At 41.7% G+C, this 16,264-nt stretch carries 15 protein-coding genes and 3 pseudogenes; 8 read left to right on the top strand and 10 right to left on the bottom strand.

Annotated features, from left to right (window positions below; genetic code table 11):
* The first annotated feature begins 112 nt into the window (after positions 1 to 112).
* The 8 genes and pseudogenes from B4923_RS17970 to B4923_RS18005 all read left to right on the top strand — a co-directional run.
* Positions 113 to 307 carry a hypothetical protein gene (locus B4923_RS17970; RefSeq protein ID WP_109055744.1) on the top strand — a complete coding sequence of 65 codons (195 nt, stop codon included), beginning with the start codon at positions 113 to 115 and terminating at the stop codon, positions 305 to 307.
* The gene (locus tag B4923_RS20955; protein WP_170116087.1) at positions 300 to 476 is read left to right on the top strand and encodes a hypothetical protein; all 177 of its coding nucleotides are present in this window, start codon (positions 300 to 302) and stop codon (positions 474 to 476) included. The genes B4923_RS17970 and B4923_RS20955 overlap by 8 nt, the downstream gene beginning before the upstream one ends.
* Positions 477 to 899: 423 nt before the next feature.
* Entirely contained in the window at positions 900 to 1,700 is an 801-nt protein-coding gene (locus B4923_RS17975; protein ID WP_109055745.1) for an SEL1-like repeat protein, read from the top strand.
* 39 nt (positions 1,701 to 1,739) lie between these two features.
* Positions 1,740 to 1,949 (top strand): annotated as a pseudogene (locus tag B4923_RS21370) (SEL1-like repeat protein); the annotation flags it as partial.
* A gap of 35 nt (positions 1,950 to 1,984) precedes the next feature.
* Entirely contained in the window at positions 1,985 to 2,767 is a 783-nt protein-coding gene (locus B4923_RS17985; protein ID WP_146187268.1) for a hypothetical protein, read from the top strand.
* A 2,072-nt stretch (positions 2,768 to 4,839) separates the two neighbouring features.
* Positions 4,840 to 5,112 carry a type II toxin-antitoxin system RelB/DinJ family antitoxin gene (locus tag B4923_RS17995; protein ID WP_109055749.1) on the top strand — a complete coding sequence of 91 codons (273 nt, stop codon included), beginning with the start codon at positions 4,840 to 4,842 and terminating at the stop codon, positions 5,110 to 5,112.
* Positions 5,113 to 5,537: 425 nt separating this feature from the next.
* Positions 5,538 to 5,729 (top strand): helix-turn-helix transcriptional regulator, encoded by a 192-nt coding sequence (locus B4923_RS18000; protein ID WP_109055750.1) that lies wholly within the window; start codon positions 5,538 to 5,540, stop codon positions 5,727 to 5,729.
* Between the two features lie 278 nt (positions 5,730 to 6,007).
* Positions 6,008 to 6,184 (top strand): annotated as a pseudogene (locus B4923_RS18005) (transposase); the annotation flags it as partial.
* Between the two features lie 810 nt (positions 6,185 to 6,994).
* Here B4923_RS18005 and B4923_RS18015 read toward each other — a convergent pair.
* The 10 genes and pseudogenes from B4923_RS18015 to B4923_RS20965 form a co-directional block, all read right to left on the bottom strand.
* The gene (locus B4923_RS18015) at positions 6,995 to 8,359 is read right to left on the bottom strand and encodes an SH3 domain-containing protein (RefSeq protein ID WP_109055752.1); all 1,365 of its coding nucleotides are present in this window, start codon (positions 8,357 to 8,359) and stop codon (positions 6,995 to 6,997) included.
* A gap of 117 nt (positions 8,360 to 8,476) precedes the next feature.
* Positions 8,477 to 8,707 (bottom strand): annotated as a pseudogene (locus tag B4923_RS18020) (integrase); the annotation flags it as partial.
* 139 nt (positions 8,708 to 8,846) lie between these two features.
* Complete coding sequence (locus B4923_RS18025; RefSeq protein ID WP_146187269.1) at positions 8,847 to 10,019, bottom strand: hypothetical protein; 1,173 nt, start codon at positions 10,017 to 10,019, stop codon at positions 8,847 to 8,849.
* Between the two features lie 47 nt (positions 10,020 to 10,066).
* Entirely contained in the window at positions 10,067 to 10,426 is a 360-nt protein-coding gene (locus B4923_RS18030) for a hypothetical protein (protein ID WP_109055754.1), read from the bottom strand.
* A 79-nt stretch (positions 10,427 to 10,505) separates the two neighbouring features.
* Positions 10,506 to 11,087, bottom strand: a complete 582-nt coding sequence (locus B4923_RS18035; protein ID WP_109055755.1) for a hypothetical protein — start codon at positions 11,085 to 11,087, stop codon at positions 10,506 to 10,508.
* A 1-nt stretch (position 11,088) separates the two neighbouring features.
* Positions 11,089 to 12,051: a BsuBI/PstI family type II restriction endonuclease gene (locus tag B4923_RS18040; protein WP_109055756.1), complete on the bottom strand. Its 963-nt coding sequence runs from the start codon at positions 12,049 to 12,051 to the stop codon at positions 11,089 to 11,091.
* A complete protein-coding gene (locus tag B4923_RS18045; RefSeq protein WP_109055757.1) occupies positions 12,048 to 13,517 on the bottom strand; it encodes an Eco57I restriction-modification methylase domain-containing protein in 1,470 nt (489 codons plus the stop codon). The genes B4923_RS18040 and B4923_RS18045 overlap by 4 nt, the downstream gene beginning before the upstream one ends.
* Positions 13,518 to 13,554: 37 nt before the next feature.
* Positions 13,555 to 14,883, bottom strand: coding sequence for a tyrosine-type recombinase/integrase (locus tag B4923_RS18050; protein WP_109055758.1), 1,329 nt, complete (start codon positions 14,881 to 14,883; stop codon positions 13,555 to 13,557).
* 422 nt (positions 14,884 to 15,305) lie between these two features.
* Positions 15,306 to 15,449, bottom strand: coding sequence for a hypothetical protein (locus tag B4923_RS20960; protein WP_170116088.1), 144 nt, complete (start codon positions 15,447 to 15,449; stop codon positions 15,306 to 15,308).
* 198 nt (positions 15,450 to 15,647) lie between these two features.
* Positions 15,648 to 15,989 carry a hypothetical protein gene (locus B4923_RS20965; RefSeq protein WP_109055759.1) on the bottom strand — a complete coding sequence of 114 codons (342 nt, stop codon included), beginning with the start codon at positions 15,987 to 15,989 and terminating at the stop codon, positions 15,648 to 15,650.
* Positions 15,990 to 16,264: the final 275 nt, after the last annotated feature.

A 16,264-nucleotide genomic window follows, 5' to 3' on the forward strand; every position in this document is an offset into this window, starting at 1 on the left:
TATTTAATTGCTTGCAATTTGTTGGTGAATGGAATTTTCATCGTATATTGGAAATGGATGTGTAATTTCTGTCGTAATAGAAAAAGATTCGAGTAGCGTGGAGATGGACCATATGTATACCAATATGATGAAAATGCGCCAGTTGGCCGCTCGTGAACGTATGGTTGCCGCCAGACGTGTGGGGCAGCCTCATCCTAACCATATCCGACGATTAAGCGAGGAATTGATAACGGGCCCTGCCAGCACGGGGATAGAACCGGGGATGTATGCGCTGCTGGCTGCTGATCAGGAGGTATGCCATGTTTGATGTCGCTCCGTTGACACTTGAGGAAATGATCGATCAGTGCCGAGCTCTGGCCTATGCCGTCATTGAGCTGGATAACCCGCAGGCCAAAGAAATTCTGGTGTTTATGTTGGCTGAACGATTGGAATCTCTTGCCGCTGCGCTGCATTTCCCTGATGTAGTGTTGGCATGAATCTTCAAGGCTTATATTCACACCGTTAGGATTTAAAACTCTGAGCTATATGACGTCGAACTTCAAACCGGTTGGGTTTTCCTTAACCGGTTTTTTCTTTTTATCAAAAAGTTAGATTATTTTTGTTGTTTTTTTATTCAACCATATGCATGGCAAACCAAAAAAAATTGATCGGTTTAGACGATCGATATGATCTGAACGATCTATAAAAACGATTATCTTTTGATCACAAAATCAGGGTAATCTCATTAAGAAAAGTCTTATAACGGTATGGTTTTATTGATTTTCTACTCGATTGAGTGGGTGGGTTACCTTTCTTATTTCTCAGGCCGGACGTAGTGCTAAATGATGAAAATCCCTGATTGAAAGGTTGGGTTTTAGTCCAAACGGATACGTCATTTTTAAAAAAAGGAATAATAATTTATGAGATATCAAATAATACCTCTGGTTGTCCTGTTTGGCTTGTTGTCCGGCTGTGCAACCTCGCCAACAAAGCTATCAACCCATCGAACTCCCATCTTGCCAGAAAGCCCTTATAGTCATACTCCTTATCGACAGATTGAACCTCCTCGGCAACTTCTTGAAGAAGCGGAAAAGGGAAAGGCCAATGCTCAATTCGAGCTAGGTAAAATGTATTATGGTGGACAAAGTGTCCCGCAGGACTATAAGCAAGCAGCGTATTGGTTTCGCAAGGCGGCTGAGCAGGGGGATGCCTTTGCCCAGGCCTTCTTGGGGGCGCTGTATCATGATGGGACAGGTGTTTCACGGGACTATCAACAAGCAATCTATTGGTATCGTAAAGCAGCAGGACAGGGGCTTGCCGTTGCACAGGACTCTCTGGGTGAGATGTATACTAACGGGCAGGGTGTTCCACAGGACTACCGGCAGGCAGTGTTTTGGTACCGTAAAGCGGCTGAGCAGGGATATGCCGAAGCTCAATGCAATCTGGGGTTGATGTATAAAGATGGTTGGGGCGTTCGGCAGAACCAGCAGCAGGCGGCATATTGGTTCCGCAAGTCGGCAGAACAAGGATATGTCAATGCTCAGGCCATGTTGGGAACTCAGTATTATCTTGGCCGGGGTGTTCCAAAGGACTACCAGCATTCGGAATATTGGTTACGTAAAGCGGCGGAACAGGGGTATGCCGTTGCTCAATATCTTTTGGGTATCATGTATGTCGACGGGCTGGGTGTTCCACAGAACTATCAGCAGGCAGTGTTCTGATACCGTAAATCGGCTGAGCAGGGATATGCCGATGCTCAAAACAATCTGGGTTGGATGTATGACAATGGGCGGGGTGTTCCACAGGATTACCAGCAGGCTTATGCATGGTACGCAGTGGCTGCCGCTAATGGCGATAATAACGCTCCGAAAAATCGAGAGAACGTGGCCCGGAGATTAACGCCCTTGGCGTTGACTGAGGCTCAGACCTTTGCCCGGAATTATTTTGCGCGATTTTCATCGAAAAAGTGATTTATTACACCCAGCAAAGAGAATATTTCCCTATTATGAAAATATTTACCAGTTATGAGATGAAACATGTAAAGAAATTTGTATTTCTGATGGCTGTTGCTTTGCTATCAGGTTGTGCTAATAAGCCGGTTCAAGAGCCGATGCCGGTTGATGTAAATCCTTCCGATGCTCTGAAATTTGCTCGGTCTATCGATCTGCGATTAATCAGTGATTATGAAAAAGGTAAATATATTGTTTTCAATGAAATGCAAGGTGGCTATCTTCGCCCGCTCGAACAGCCTGCTGTTGTAGGACAGAGAGGAAAAGTTGCTAGCAGCAATAATAGCGTTGGTGCCATTGGTAATGTGGCTGCCGGTTTTATTACAAACACAGCCCTCATTCCCCTTGCAGGGGTACTAACTGCCCGGTCATTAGGGCCATTTGATGATGGTAATGTCATCATCGCAGTTTGGAACAACAAAGGCGACAAAGAAAATCGTGACTATTTCAAGATGATAAGTCGAGAGGAAATTCTATTATCTAATTGGACCTCGGGTGAAGAGTATTGTAAAGACGAAACAAACCTACAGTTGTTTCCCCGAAATAGGGAAGGTGTAATTCTTCCTTCACCACCGATTGTTGTTACTGGTTCGGTAAGAACGATGCGAGGTCAACCATGCCTTTATGTACTTGCATCCAACCCCGAAAACAATGATAACTTTGTCCGGTTGTCTTTGAAATTAGGAAATGAATGGGTATTATTTACTCCTGGCACGCCCACAAATGAACCATTGGTTTACAATAATGGTGTAAAATATAGATTTATAAAAAATAATTAAGCTTAATAATGATGGCGTGTAAAGGTATTATTTTTACTCTTTTAGATAAGAGAACGGGAACATATTATCAATAGCGGTTCGAATTGTATGAATTTAAATGGTGTGCTCAAACACATAATGATCTATTGGTAAAATCATTCTGTAATGGGAATAACGCGGACTTTAGATGATTGTGCCTGGTCGCCTAAAGGCTCACTCTCAAGAATGCTCTCCAATAGTTCCTTAATCGCTGAAGGAGAAAAACTAGGGGGGAGTCCAGTCATGAACGTATTGGCGTTATCACACAAAAGCTAAACCGTTTTAGCTTTTGTGTGAACGAACGGTTATCTACATAATGGCTGCCTCCTAAGCCAGTGATGAGAGCTTGGAGATTGGCGGTGGTGTGGTAGTGGGCTGGTCGCGATCATAATAGCACGACTGGAATATGGTGAGCTGAGCAGTTGTTATTACTGCGTTCGACGAGCATTTTCCGTTCTGCTGCTCTGTTGGAAAGTTCTTATCTTTAGCCATTCACGCTTTAAGATGGCAAGTAAAGGCTCTTCTCCCTTGAGTCTCTTTTCATCCTGATTTTGATTATGTTGGCAAGTACACTTGCCAACATGGTTTTTCGCAGGCTAATAGCCATAGAAAATTATAAGTGGCAAGTATACTTACCAATAGGCAAGTATAGGGGGATTTTTATGCCAAGTAGGCTTTTTTAGGATGCGAAAACCAGTTTTTTTAGTTGGTAAGTATACTTGCCAACATGGATATTAAATGGCTAATATCCAAATAATTTCATAGTTGGCTAGTATACTTACCAGTTATGAAAGTTGTATGAGATTAAGGATAGTCAGTATGCTTCCTCGTATACATAATGTGGTGATTTCATCCGAATAAAAAATATATAAAAGAATGAGAATAATTGAAAGTATTTATATGTCTTTTTTGAAAATAACATTTGAAGACCATTTTATCGAGCTGGAATTCTTCTCCTTATATATCGTTACGTATTGAGTATTCTTTATTTTAAGCGGCAAAGAGAATCCGGGTATCACTTATGAGAATAATCATGATAAATTGATTAAGGGTAATGCCTATATGGTGAATATATCAGACACTCTACTGCTAAAAATTGAATATGATAGAGAAGTTGTATAAAGTGATGAAGGGATATGTGTGGGGTAATTAATATTTTTAAAATCCACTCACTTTTGTAATTACGATAATCAACTTCCATTTTTATCCCGATCACTTTGTTATCTAAGTGACCGGATTTATTCAATCGCCGTCTTCCTTCAACTTGAACTATTTATAATGGATAATTCAAGCCGAATAACAGCAGATCGTATCGGGAAATAAGATATTTATTTGTTGACTTTTTTTTGCGGCTTTTTTTTCTGCTTTTTCTGGGCTTCTTTATGAAGATACAAGCTTCCGAATGTCACTATGGTAAAAAATATGAGTAAACTTAACATGCCCCACATGAGTGCAGTCATTACATTTCTCCTAATTATATTAATTAAATTGTTCTAGGCTAACCAAATGATCTGATTTTTTAACACTAATCTGTGAGTCGATATTTGGCGATAATTTACCCATAAAGTTAACGGGTACAAATTAATTCTTGTCTTTGCATCAGGCGCAAGTTCGGCCTTTCTCACCTCTAGTTCGTCGAATGTCGAAAAATTCCTCAACAGCAAATCCGTTGTGATTTTCTCTCGATTATTATGTGATCGTCCGTCTATGATAAGATGGTTTTTAGCCTGAGTACGTAGTTTACGAAAAATCTTTCGATTCATTTTTTCCACCTTTTCCATAACATCATCAGTTATTTTATTCTCTACTGATATCAGGATATCACGAATTTTCTCCGTACCTAATTTTGCGGATTTTGCTTGTAATCAGCTTTCTATAGTTATGGTGAATTAGCGCATTATACGCAGAAAAATTATTATAAAATCACTAACGAGTAGCGCAGAGAAAGGTTTTAATACTGAAAAAAAACGGAATATTAGAGCATCATAAGATCTATTTGTGACCTATATGGGGCTCCATTATAATAGAAAAAGGTTAATTTGCGAGGTGATAAAATGGAAACGACTATTCGTTCACGAATTGATAGTGATCTTAAAAAACAGTTTGAGACAATCCTGCAAAATTGTGGATTGTCCGTTAGTACTGCATTGCGGCTGTTCGCTGAAAACGTTGTTCGTAATGGGGAGCTACCGTTTGAAATTTCTCGCAGGCCGTCATCTCGTTTGCGTGAAGCCATGTGCGAAACTGAAGAATTGATGGCGCAAAGGCGGACTGGTTTTAAAAACGTTAGTGCGCTGATTGAAAGTATCAATGATGGGGAGAAATAAAAATTGCTTAAGTGGGATAAAAACCCCCATTTTATGGGGAGCTTGTCAACTCGTTTTGTCCAAGAACAGAGGTATATGGCTGAAAAAACTGTTATCAGTTTAGTTTTTCTTGCCTTTTTTTTGTGCTAATTGTGTGTAATTATTTGATTTATATGTGTTTTGAAATATATTTTTGCGGGTGTGAATTTTTGAAAAGCTTTTTTTTGTATCGAAAATCGTAGGGTTTTCCCCCTACAGTGAGTCTAACATTCAATTATAGTTATATTCGATGAATGTATCGAATAGGGTTTTTAAAATTCATCGTGCTCTTTAAAAAATAGTCTTTATCGAAATGTTAAGGGGGGTAATATGTGGGATGATTCATATAAAGCTTTCATTCTTTCTAGGTTAGTAATTTATGTCTCTTTTTATAAGGATAAATTATAGTGAAAAATGTCAATTTTATTGAGGAAAGAATTATTAGAGAAAAAGAATGTGAAATTATTACTGGTCTATCCAGAACAACGAGATATCAACTCGAAAAAAGAGGATTATTTCCAATGAGAAGGTCATTGGGAGGAAGAGCTATTGGTTGGTTATCGTCTGATATAAATAATTGGTTGAAATCCATTAAGTGATTTAATAATTAAAATTTTAAATTAATGGTTTTTAAATGTTGAATGATTAATCTTGTAAAAAAACTATCTTAATAAAAACGTGATTATAATCACCAATAAACTAAATTCATTTTTGTGTGAATTTTAATAAATTCAGATTCTAACATAATCTGAATAAAAATGAAAAATGCTATTATAAGTAATGTATATTTAAATTGAAGGGGTTGTAGTCCCCCCTGAATTTAGTCTTACCGCTTAATGGAGTTCTCTGGTTAAAATACAACCAGCGGAGGCTCATCATGAAGAAAGCGCGTTTCACTGAAACTCAGATCCTGCGGGTTCTAAAAGAAGTTGAAGGTGGTCGACATGTGAAGGATGTGTGCCGAGAAAACGGTGTGTCGGAAGCCAGCTATTACAACTGGAAAGTCAAATACGGCGGCATGGAGTCCTCTGATATCAAACGTATGAAAGAGCTGTGTCCACTTTACGTGGGTAAGATCAGTTATCTATGCGAGGCAAAAACTGGCCGGAGATCCTCATTGGCGGTGGTACTAAAAACCGTAGGGACTACAGGGTGACATGATAAAATCACCTTTTGCTTTTTTCGATAAAAAGTTAATTATCGTAGAATATAGATCTCAAAAAAACCAAACAAGGAAAATCTGATGGGGGGAGGATTGCCACTATTCTGGTAGAATGAGTATTTAGGTTGATTAACCACTACTTAACCTGACCATAGCCATATATGACCGGCAGCTATGAGGCTGAAAAGCGGACGTTAGCAATTTCGACTCATGTACACGATAATGGTTCTGGATATGTCTACCGGAACTGTGGACATTTAGAATATGAACGCCAATATTATTTTCAACTCGGATATATCTAGATTATTAGTGGCAATTCACACCATTTCCAATGGCTAAGAGCCTATCCCAGTAGGCGTTATAGGCGCAGCCAGTTTGGACACGGACAGCGCGCAGAAACCGGAGAGTACACGTAGTTCGTGAGGATTTCGAGCACTGCCCAGGGCCAAAATGGCAAGTGAAATAGCCCTAATGGGATAGACTCTAAGTCGAACGAATTGGCAATTGCCACGAGTATTTCTTCCCGGTTAGGGGTATCGTTGATGAGACATTGTAAATATTCACACTCAAATCTATAGATTATGTATTTCTAACAGTTTTTATATAATATTGATTTAACTTTTCTTATGATAATTGCTTAGGCCTTTATAAGATAAACAGTGTTGGCAGTGTCAACACTGTTTATCTGAATCGTTGATTAAGCTATAGACCTATACGCTTGGTGTAACTTCTATTGACCCATCCAAATATTTTTTCGCCATGAAATATAACTTGAACATACAGCCATTGCCTATTTGTGGAATCAATTACTGCTATTGCCGTATTTTTGTTTAAAACCTCGATTACGTCACTTTTCATTGATGGTTTAACTCTCAGACGCACATTTTCACCAGAGATTAAACGAAAATGGGTTAGATCTTTCCAGTCAATCTCTGGATTTGATGAAATTATCTCTTTTTTGGTGATGGGAGGTGCATCGAAAAGAGATGACTCATAGCTCTTTGTTTTATTTATTATAGCTAAGATATGTTCCTTGCCAGCATCAGCTAATAATCCTAATAAAACCTCACAAAAAACCCATATGATTATTTGTTGAACAAATGGAGGTAGTGCATGGAATTTCTCAAAGATGGTTTTATTATTGTTGCAGTTTGATGGTTGAGCAGTTACTGCCTCGTTTAATTCTAATACATTACCAATAACAGAATTATCCACATTCTGAATATTAATAACACTTGCCATTTCCTTGCCAATAGGAGAGTTGCTCCAGTCCAGTGCGGCAGTAAGGAATGAGCTATCTAAAACCGTCTTCTTTGATGAGTTGTAAATTGAAGATGCTACTATTTTTCTAGCCATCTCCTCCATCGTTGAGTTCAACTTCCAATTCAGCAAACTCTGTGCGTGTGACAAATTTGAAGCCTCGGCTATAGCCTTAGCCATTTTCCTCAGACCAGTATCAACAATAGAACTAAATAAGCGATCATCTAATACTGACGTCCTTTTTGTTACTTTTAATGCATCAGCTATGTTTTTATTTTGTGATTCTAATGCTGAACGTAGCGTAACGCTGATGTTCGGTATGGCAACAGCTCTCATGGCATCAGCAATCGTACTTCGTTGCAATTCAAGAGCAGAGCGCAGGGATTCGCTGATGCTCGGTATAGCCAACGCCTTTATGGCGTCAGCTATCGCACTTTGTTGTACCATAGCAGAGCGCAGGGATTCGCTGATACTCGGCATAGCCAACGCCTTTATGGAGTCAGTTATCGTACTTCGTTGTAATTCAAGAGCAGAGCGCAGGGATTCGCTGATGCTCGGCATAGCCACCGCCTTCATGGAGTCGGTTATCGCACTTTGTTGTACCATAGCAGAGCGCAGGGATTCGCTGATACTCGGCATAGCCAACGCCTTTATGGAGTCAGTTATCGTACTTCGTTGCAATTCAAGAGCAGAGCGCAAGGATTCACTGGGGCTAGGCATATCAACTATCTTCATGTCTTCCGTACCTGTAGTTCGTTGCTCATTTGTTTTAGGATCATGAAGTTTAAAATCAGATTTAGATTTCATTTGATTCTTTCCATCTTTATTGATTCTTAATATGCCATAGTGAGAGCATAGCTTTCATTCACTTCGGGCGGGGGCGCAAGTAGTAGACTGGCATCGCAGCAATCAAAAATAAGCGTGCTGCTGTAAGTTGAACACAGTTGCCCTGCTTAAAACAGAACTGCTATACGCAACATCTGACACTTTTAGCTTAACCAGATCGCAGCCCGAAGCTTACTATCCAACGCCATGTTGAACAGAGTTAAGTCACGTGTTCTCCCCTACAGCTCGAGTCTGATTCAGATTATGGGATATCTGAAGCGGTCTTTTTTGGCCGACGATATGTTCTTTGTTCCAAGGTAAGGTACTCATGATCAACCTCCAATGATGCAGGAAAGTTAATTATGGTCGTCTCACATGAGCGAAGCGGACTTAATCTCACGCTTTGCGGCTGGTTTAGTACGCAACGGAAAACCAGCCTGACAATAGCGTTTTGTTAGCCATTAACTGCCTATTCTAAAATCCACTCCATACATTCCATATATTCATTTAGGCTCAACTTTCTCAGACTAAAGGCATCTGCATCATTAACCGATACCCTTGCCTTACCAAATAAGCTGCCGTCGGGTAACTTGAGTTGGATACTGACTTTTGAAACTCGCGAAGAAGTGGCAACATCTTGTAGTACACCAACAGATAACTCAACTAGTTGCTGTGATGAATGTATTAATGCTTCGATGGGGTCTCGGTTGATCTTATCAACAACAGTAAGAACTCCCTCACGACTTCTTACTTTCCACTCAATGCACTCAAAACCAACTGTAGACAGACCATGAGCAATACCTAGTAGTGGCGAAGATAGAGAGCGTTCTGGATTGGGTTGGTTTATAGAAGTAATCTCTCGGATATGTTCTACAAAAGTTATGATATTAGCCAAGCGAACTGCACTATGAACTTTGATTAACCAAGATGACACTAGACTTAATCGGTGCAGTCCAATTTTTTGCTCTTTAGTTCTTGGTCCTTTTCCATATATGACAAGTATCGTTTTAGGAGCTACTAAGCTAAATGATTTATGTGCTGAAATATTCCGCCATTGATTCACTGGGATATTCAATTCAGGATCTTTGAGAAATATTGAGGGCGGCCTTTTATTTGTTACAGGGAAACCAGCGACTAATGCACCAAAATCTTTTTCAAAAACATCATCATGCCATATTCCCTCCGCTTCTCGATAAGCAAATGCATAGATAATCTGTAAATGAGGTTTAAAACAGCCTTCACCAACGCCATCGATAGTCTGAAATAGCTGAAAAGCTTTATCCCTGGGTGCAGCACTTGGCGGAAGACGGGTAGTCATTTGAAACATATTCAGCCAGCTTTCGTCAGACTTAATAGTGTTAGAGAAAAGCTTACTCATTTCTCGGTATGCACCAGAACGATCAACTCGAAGGACTCGTCGATGGAGGGCCAAGCACCATGTCATAAGCTCAAGGTACTCAGGATCAGTCATAAAACTCGCTAAATTGCGTAACTCGATCATAAATGAATCAAGATTTTTTATAAGTTGAGTTTTCCTTCGAAAGTATGGTTCAAATGCAACCAGTGTTGCATGCTTCCATTCTTCTCTAGTAATGCCAGAGGCATTGCTATGTTCAATTATTGAATTAAGCGATTTTTTCATATTGCTCGAAAAATCATATGGTTAGTTATTAATCAATGGGGAGCCGGTCAAACACGTTTGGTTGTAGTGTCAATTTCTTTTTGATAGCCGTCATTTATACGCTTTTTGTCAACGTCAATAAGCATACCTTCACCTAATTCATGTGCTTTTGATAATAACCATTTGATGTATGGCGATATTGCAGCTAACACACAACCAGTCACGATCGGAGTAAGTAGATAGTGGGTATAAAATAACTCTTGAGAGCTTATTATCTCCAAGCGTTTTTCAATAGGTTCCTTGCTGGCAAAAAGTACTGCGAGGTTTTTCCAGTTAAAACTACACCATGAAATAATGATGTAACCCCACAGTGGACTAGTGAATCTTTCTTTGATGGCCTGAGTCAGAGAATCCTTAACGCTATCCAAGCTAATTACTCCTACAAAATTCACTTATGATCTATAAAAACTTTTAAATCAATTGAATATAATGATTAGTTAATTCATGTTATTTATCTATTCCTCGCGCCACATATTCCAGCCATAGCTTAGGCTGAGTAAGCTTCTCTATCTCAATATTGTAAATTTCATGTCCTTGCCGAATCTGGTAATCTTTATGCACCCACTCACCAGCACTATAATAGCGGGCTTCCTGCAAAAAACGAGTGCGCTTGATCCCTCCCAGAAGCCACATACGACGCTTGGAGAGCTCATAGGACATGAAGAAAAATTGATCGATAGGTTCCTCAGTATGGCGAGCAGTGATTTGAGCTGTGTAGGTTTCTCGGGGAGGTACTTTACGCTTAACTGTTTTAACCCCTATGCGGGTGTTTAATTCCGTGACGAAATCGGGCTGACCTGCTGCATCATCCAGAATCCATTGGAAATTTTGGATGCCTTCATGTTTGAACCACGAATTGAAAGCCATTTCACCTAAATCACCGACCCATCGCTCATCAGTTTCAGCCTCAGTATAGATATTGCCGTACTGGCGATCACGTTCAGCACGTATCTGTTTGGCCCGCTCTTCATGTCTCTCCGATATCAAAACAGAAATCCATCCTTGCGGGTGAACCTCGCTGTTTGCCATATTACTCAACCTCGTTAGGGTACGGTCCTAAAAAACGTACCCCATTGAAATGTATCAGATGCGAAGGCGCATCAGCTACCCATACCTCTGTCTCCCATGCGATCTCGCCGAGATAACGACCCATGATTGCGCGGTTCGGGAAGGCGGTCACATAGACTAGCCCAGCCTTTGAACTGGCAAATAGCTTAGTGAGTTCGGCATAGCGCTTACCATCCACTGGGCCGTGGCTGGTCACTGACTCCACCAGAAGTAGCCAATTTTTCTCAGTAAAATACAGCACTACATCGGGCATTTTGCCGTGTGAATCTACATTTACATCCAATTCAGCCAACATAACGGCATCGAAGTAGCCCCACTTATCACCCGTGTCACCGGCATAGATCAGTATGCTGCCCGGCGCAAATCGAGGAGCAAAGTCCTCAATGATGTCCCTGATTAACTCGCTATGATCGCCGGGGCTTAGGGTGATTTTCCTGCCTGGAGCGATCTCTACAGGAATTCGGTTCTGCTCGCGTGTTTTGGCATATTTAGCGATCAGCGTTTCTCGCCCAGCTAAATAAGCTGCGAGATTTTCAGACCACTGCGCCGTACCGAAAGTGTGCAATAAGGACAATGTCGCCGACTCAATTTGGTAAACTGCTTTAGGGCTATTCACTGGACGGTCGGGTTTATCTGGATTATAGAGAGCTATGCCAGCATCGCAAAATTGATGCATAGTTTGGCGGCGGAACGTTTCGCGTGTGTTTGGTGCATATTCTTTACCATAGCGCTCTCGAGTCCAATCCATGATTGGTGTGATGCCCATTAGTGGGTTCTCTGCATTAGCCCATGCTTTACCCGGCGTGAGATTCAATAGGGCAAGTAAAGAAAGTGCAGAACGTTCGTTTTGCTGAGCTCTTGGCAAACCTAGAGAAACGATGATTTGCTGGGCTGCTTCAATATATTCTTTTTGTTCGTCGGTCATGCAATCAGTTTTCCACATTGTTTATCGATCATGTCTTGGGTAATTTTTCCATGCTGTTTGGCCCATTTCCCCAGTTCGATTAACATCTCACGGTTAGGGTACTTCATCATCTTGAGGTCGGTCGCATTAACTTGCGTATGACCGTTGAAACGGCGGAAACTTTTGTCCACGGCAGTCGAGTTGAGGAATACAGCTAAGCCTCTTGCCAGTAATTCGGGCAAGCCGTGTTTGTTATCGTGAAATAGGTTGAGATGGTTCTCAAACCCTAATACGGAATGCTCCCCAAAGGCTGTAGGCTCAACGACACTTGCCGCTATACGTCGTTTCTCCTCTTTCGATGAAAAACGGCGTACCACACAATAGAAGCCATTTGGATATAGCCATTTTTCTGTCGCTTCATTACGCAAAATTGCGTTTGGTTTCTTCAAATGTGCTACTGGCCATACTGTCCCGTTGATGCTCAGATGCCCCGGATAAATTAATGGTACGGTATCCTCTTCAGGCATATCTCGCAGGTGTTCTTTCAGGCGGAAATCTACCACTGGTCCTGTCGATACCTTGATACCCAGATCAGTTAGCGTATAACGAATAGTGGACGATAACTCGATGACACATTTCTCGGGGGATGTGGGGATGTGGATGAATCTCTCTGGATCATCAGGATGTACGATTTGATCAAATGGATACTCATGAGTGACAAGATCAGTGAAGCTATCATCAGTTGATGTGGTAATTGTTACAGGCCCTTGCTGGCTACCTCGCTCAAGTCGAATGATTACATTTTCTTGTAGGACGTCGTCGTCTTTGAAAGCTTTATTACGAGAAGCAAAAAGATGCATATGGCGAATAGCCGCATGTTTAACGATGAAGTCACGGAATGGACGATAGTATGGTCCATTACAGAAACTACGAGGAATAATCGCTACGATCTGTCCTCCCGGCGCGGCTTGTGACACGGCTAACGCGACAAAGGCAGAATAGAGATTTACTGTCTCAATGCCTACAGAGCGCAAGGCCAGCCTATGGGGTGAGTTACTATTGATCTTTTTATAGGGAGGATTGAGGATTGCGTGTGTGTAATCTTTAGACTGCTTGTCCCCATTGGTTGCTAGATTAATGTAATCTCCTGCTATAACGTTGGCTTTAACTTGGCTGTAGTTCTCCAGATGTTGCTTGAGGTGGCCGCGCAGAGCATCGTCAATTTCGTAGGCTGTGGTCTCTACGGTTTCGAACCCGAAGCCACCAGCAATCCAGCGATCTAAAAATGCGCAAGAAAGCGCTCCCACCCCTGCTCCTGCATCTAATAGCCGGCAAGTTGGCAGAGTGCTGGGCGGAAACATATTCGCCATAAATCTAGCCACGGTAGAGGGGGTCATGAATTGACCAAACTCGGCTTTGCGTTTTTGAGTAATACGGGGAGCAACCTCGCGGCGAACGCTGTCAGCGGTATCTAATTGTTGAAGCATTCTATCTTGTCCTCATTGGCGTATAGTTACCTATATGTTAATCCCCTTGGGCCTGTCCACCAAACTTTACCTGCACCACATTATTTGGCTTATCTTTGCCGAAACCAGCAACCTCTTGTTCAATAAAATCCCCCCAACGCAAAAACAGTTTACGCAGTTTTTCCGCCTGTTGCCCCACCTGATAAGTTCGTATCAGCCGATCTTTTGGCACATGGTTCAATAGTAATTCAATCAGGCGCTCAGGGGCATCAAGATACTCTGCACAGCCTGTCGCTACGCTACGACGTAGGTCATGAGGAGAAAAGGGGGCTACCTCTGCCAAATATTTTGAGCGGACACGCTCCAGTGCCCGAGTAATGGCGTCACCGGTTACAGCAAAACCGGGCTTACTGATGGATTCAAACACATAAGCGCCATCAGAAAGGATGCTTTGCTGTTCCAACAACGAAAGAGCTAGAGGATGAAGTGTGACAATATGGCTCTTACCGTTTTTGGTTTCGGGTATCGTCCATCTGTCGCCATTGATTTGATCCCAACGCATTCCAGCGGCTTCTGAGCGGCGAACGCCAGTCAGAATAATCAGACGCAGTGCGTTAGCTATTGATATAGAAAGAACGGAGCTAGAGGCAACGCCGCGTCCTCCCGTTGCAATAGCTCCGCCTCCAAGGGAGGCATTTCCCAGTGCTTCCCACAGCAATTTTAGTTCGCCTTGTGGTAACCAGCGCTCACGCGGTTTGCCCATTGATGCATTAAACATGGCTGGTTTGAGTAAACGCGCCGGGTTGTGTTCGATAAGCCCTTTCAGAGCCGCATGGTCGAGAGTCATGTTGAGGATAATTAATCCCTTGCGAACCGCTTCTACACTGTTCTGACGAACACGACTCAGGTGCTCGTAAATCATGGCTCGGGACAGATCGCAAACTCGAACTCGGCCCAGCACTTTTTCAAGATGACGGCGATATGCACCTTCATAGTCAGACAGTGTGCGATCGCCAATGGGTTTGGTTTTGGCTCGAAATGTCAGCCAGTCTTTCCATAGTTCAGCAAATGTGAGCATTTGCTCGTTCTGTTGTTTCTCATTTTGCCTGACATAACGGGGATCGATGCCTTTTTTCACCCACTCAACGGCTTCTGCATGAGCTTGCCGTGCTTGTGCTAGTGTCATTGCAGGGTAGGCACCCAGTGTTAATTTTGCTTGCTTCTGGGCGATACGGTAGCGGTATATCCAGCTTTTGCTGTCATTTCCGTTACGCACCCGGATATAAAGACCTCCACCTGCTTTGGATTTTACGGAAACGATATTTTCTTTTTCTTCGTTGGTCACCGTCAGGGCGGCGATCTGCCTATCTTGCGTGATTATTGTCATGACAGCTCCTGATTTCGGGTACACTTTGGGGGACTCATTTAACCCAGTATAAAGCGAAACTTCGGAACACCTAGACGAACAAAGAGTTTTTATAACGCAATGATTTTAAGAAAATTTATGCTCATTGGCGAATACAGGGAAACATCACGAAACACCATTTTTTTGAGTTCGTAATGCGAAGGTCGTAGGTTCGACTCCTATTATCGGCACCATCCTACCTATTTTAACGTCTCCCCAGGTCTACTCAAATACCCTTTAAAGCCTTATAATACGCGGTTTCACGGCCCTTATTGTCTCTGCTCGTCTACTCACGTTCACAGAAATCTACGGTGAGTTGGGGGTATCGGTGGGGGCATGACGTGTTCGGTCTAGAGGAGATGTCCCCAAATGAAGCTCAATGCCAGAAACAAAAGAGATGATAGCTAATGGGGTTGGTTAATTCGGGCGCGTTTAAGCAGGAAAGCAAACGAGTCCAGATCGAAGAAGTGAAGAGCACCTTTCAGGAATTGCGCTCTGGCACAGTATGAAAGTGAAGAAATGGTCAGCGCGGGATATGCCTCTGACATTCTTGAAGCCTTCAACAACGGATAGCCCTTCTGGCGTGGTTAATTCGGTGTTTACCATTACTTATATTGGCGTTCCTGCTTCTGAGTGTACCCAAATAGCATCTGGCTTTGGCGCTAATATGTGGATACTCGAAACAAGATATTAACTAATAAATAAAATATAAATCAGGTATTGTTCTTATTATCCGCTATACATATTCATAGCTGAATATGTATAGCGGATAATATGTCTTCAATATGCTTTTTTGCTCGTTTAAGTAATAACGTCTTTTCATTTTCGTAATATTTTTTATCGATTAGGCGTTCTTTAATTTCCCTATATGACTTTAAATGCTTACGGAATTCTTCTTTTTCATTCTGATCCAGACATTTGATGACGTTTTTAATCACACTGAATTGAACCTTTTCCGTTAAGTTAAGTTCCCCGACATCAAGTTCTCTGTGCCTTTTTTCAAAAAACAGAACCAAGGGCTCAACGAGTCTGTTTCTTTCTCTCTTCTGTTTGTTTTTTTTATATATTATAAAAACAATATAAAACATGACTGTTAATATAATAATGGTATATATATACAGTTTAGCCCCCCAGATACGGCGTTGACGTTAGTTCATTGTAATCAATAGCTATTTTACCAGAATTAACTCTGCAGATCCAGACAGGTTTTATTGTTTAAGAGGTAATGATCCTAAATAGTGGACACGCTGCTAAGCGAATAAAATCGTTAACCGGTGAACCATGACACAAGCAAAATCCGTGAAGCAAACATCCCGTAATAAATACACGACAAAGTTCCGTCAGCAGGCTATGGTCCTCGCCG

The organism is Brenneria roseae subsp. americana (assembly GCF_003115815.1).
Taxonomy (GTDB): Bacteria; Pseudomonadota; Gammaproteobacteria; order Enterobacterales; family Enterobacteriaceae; genus Brenneria; species Brenneria roseae.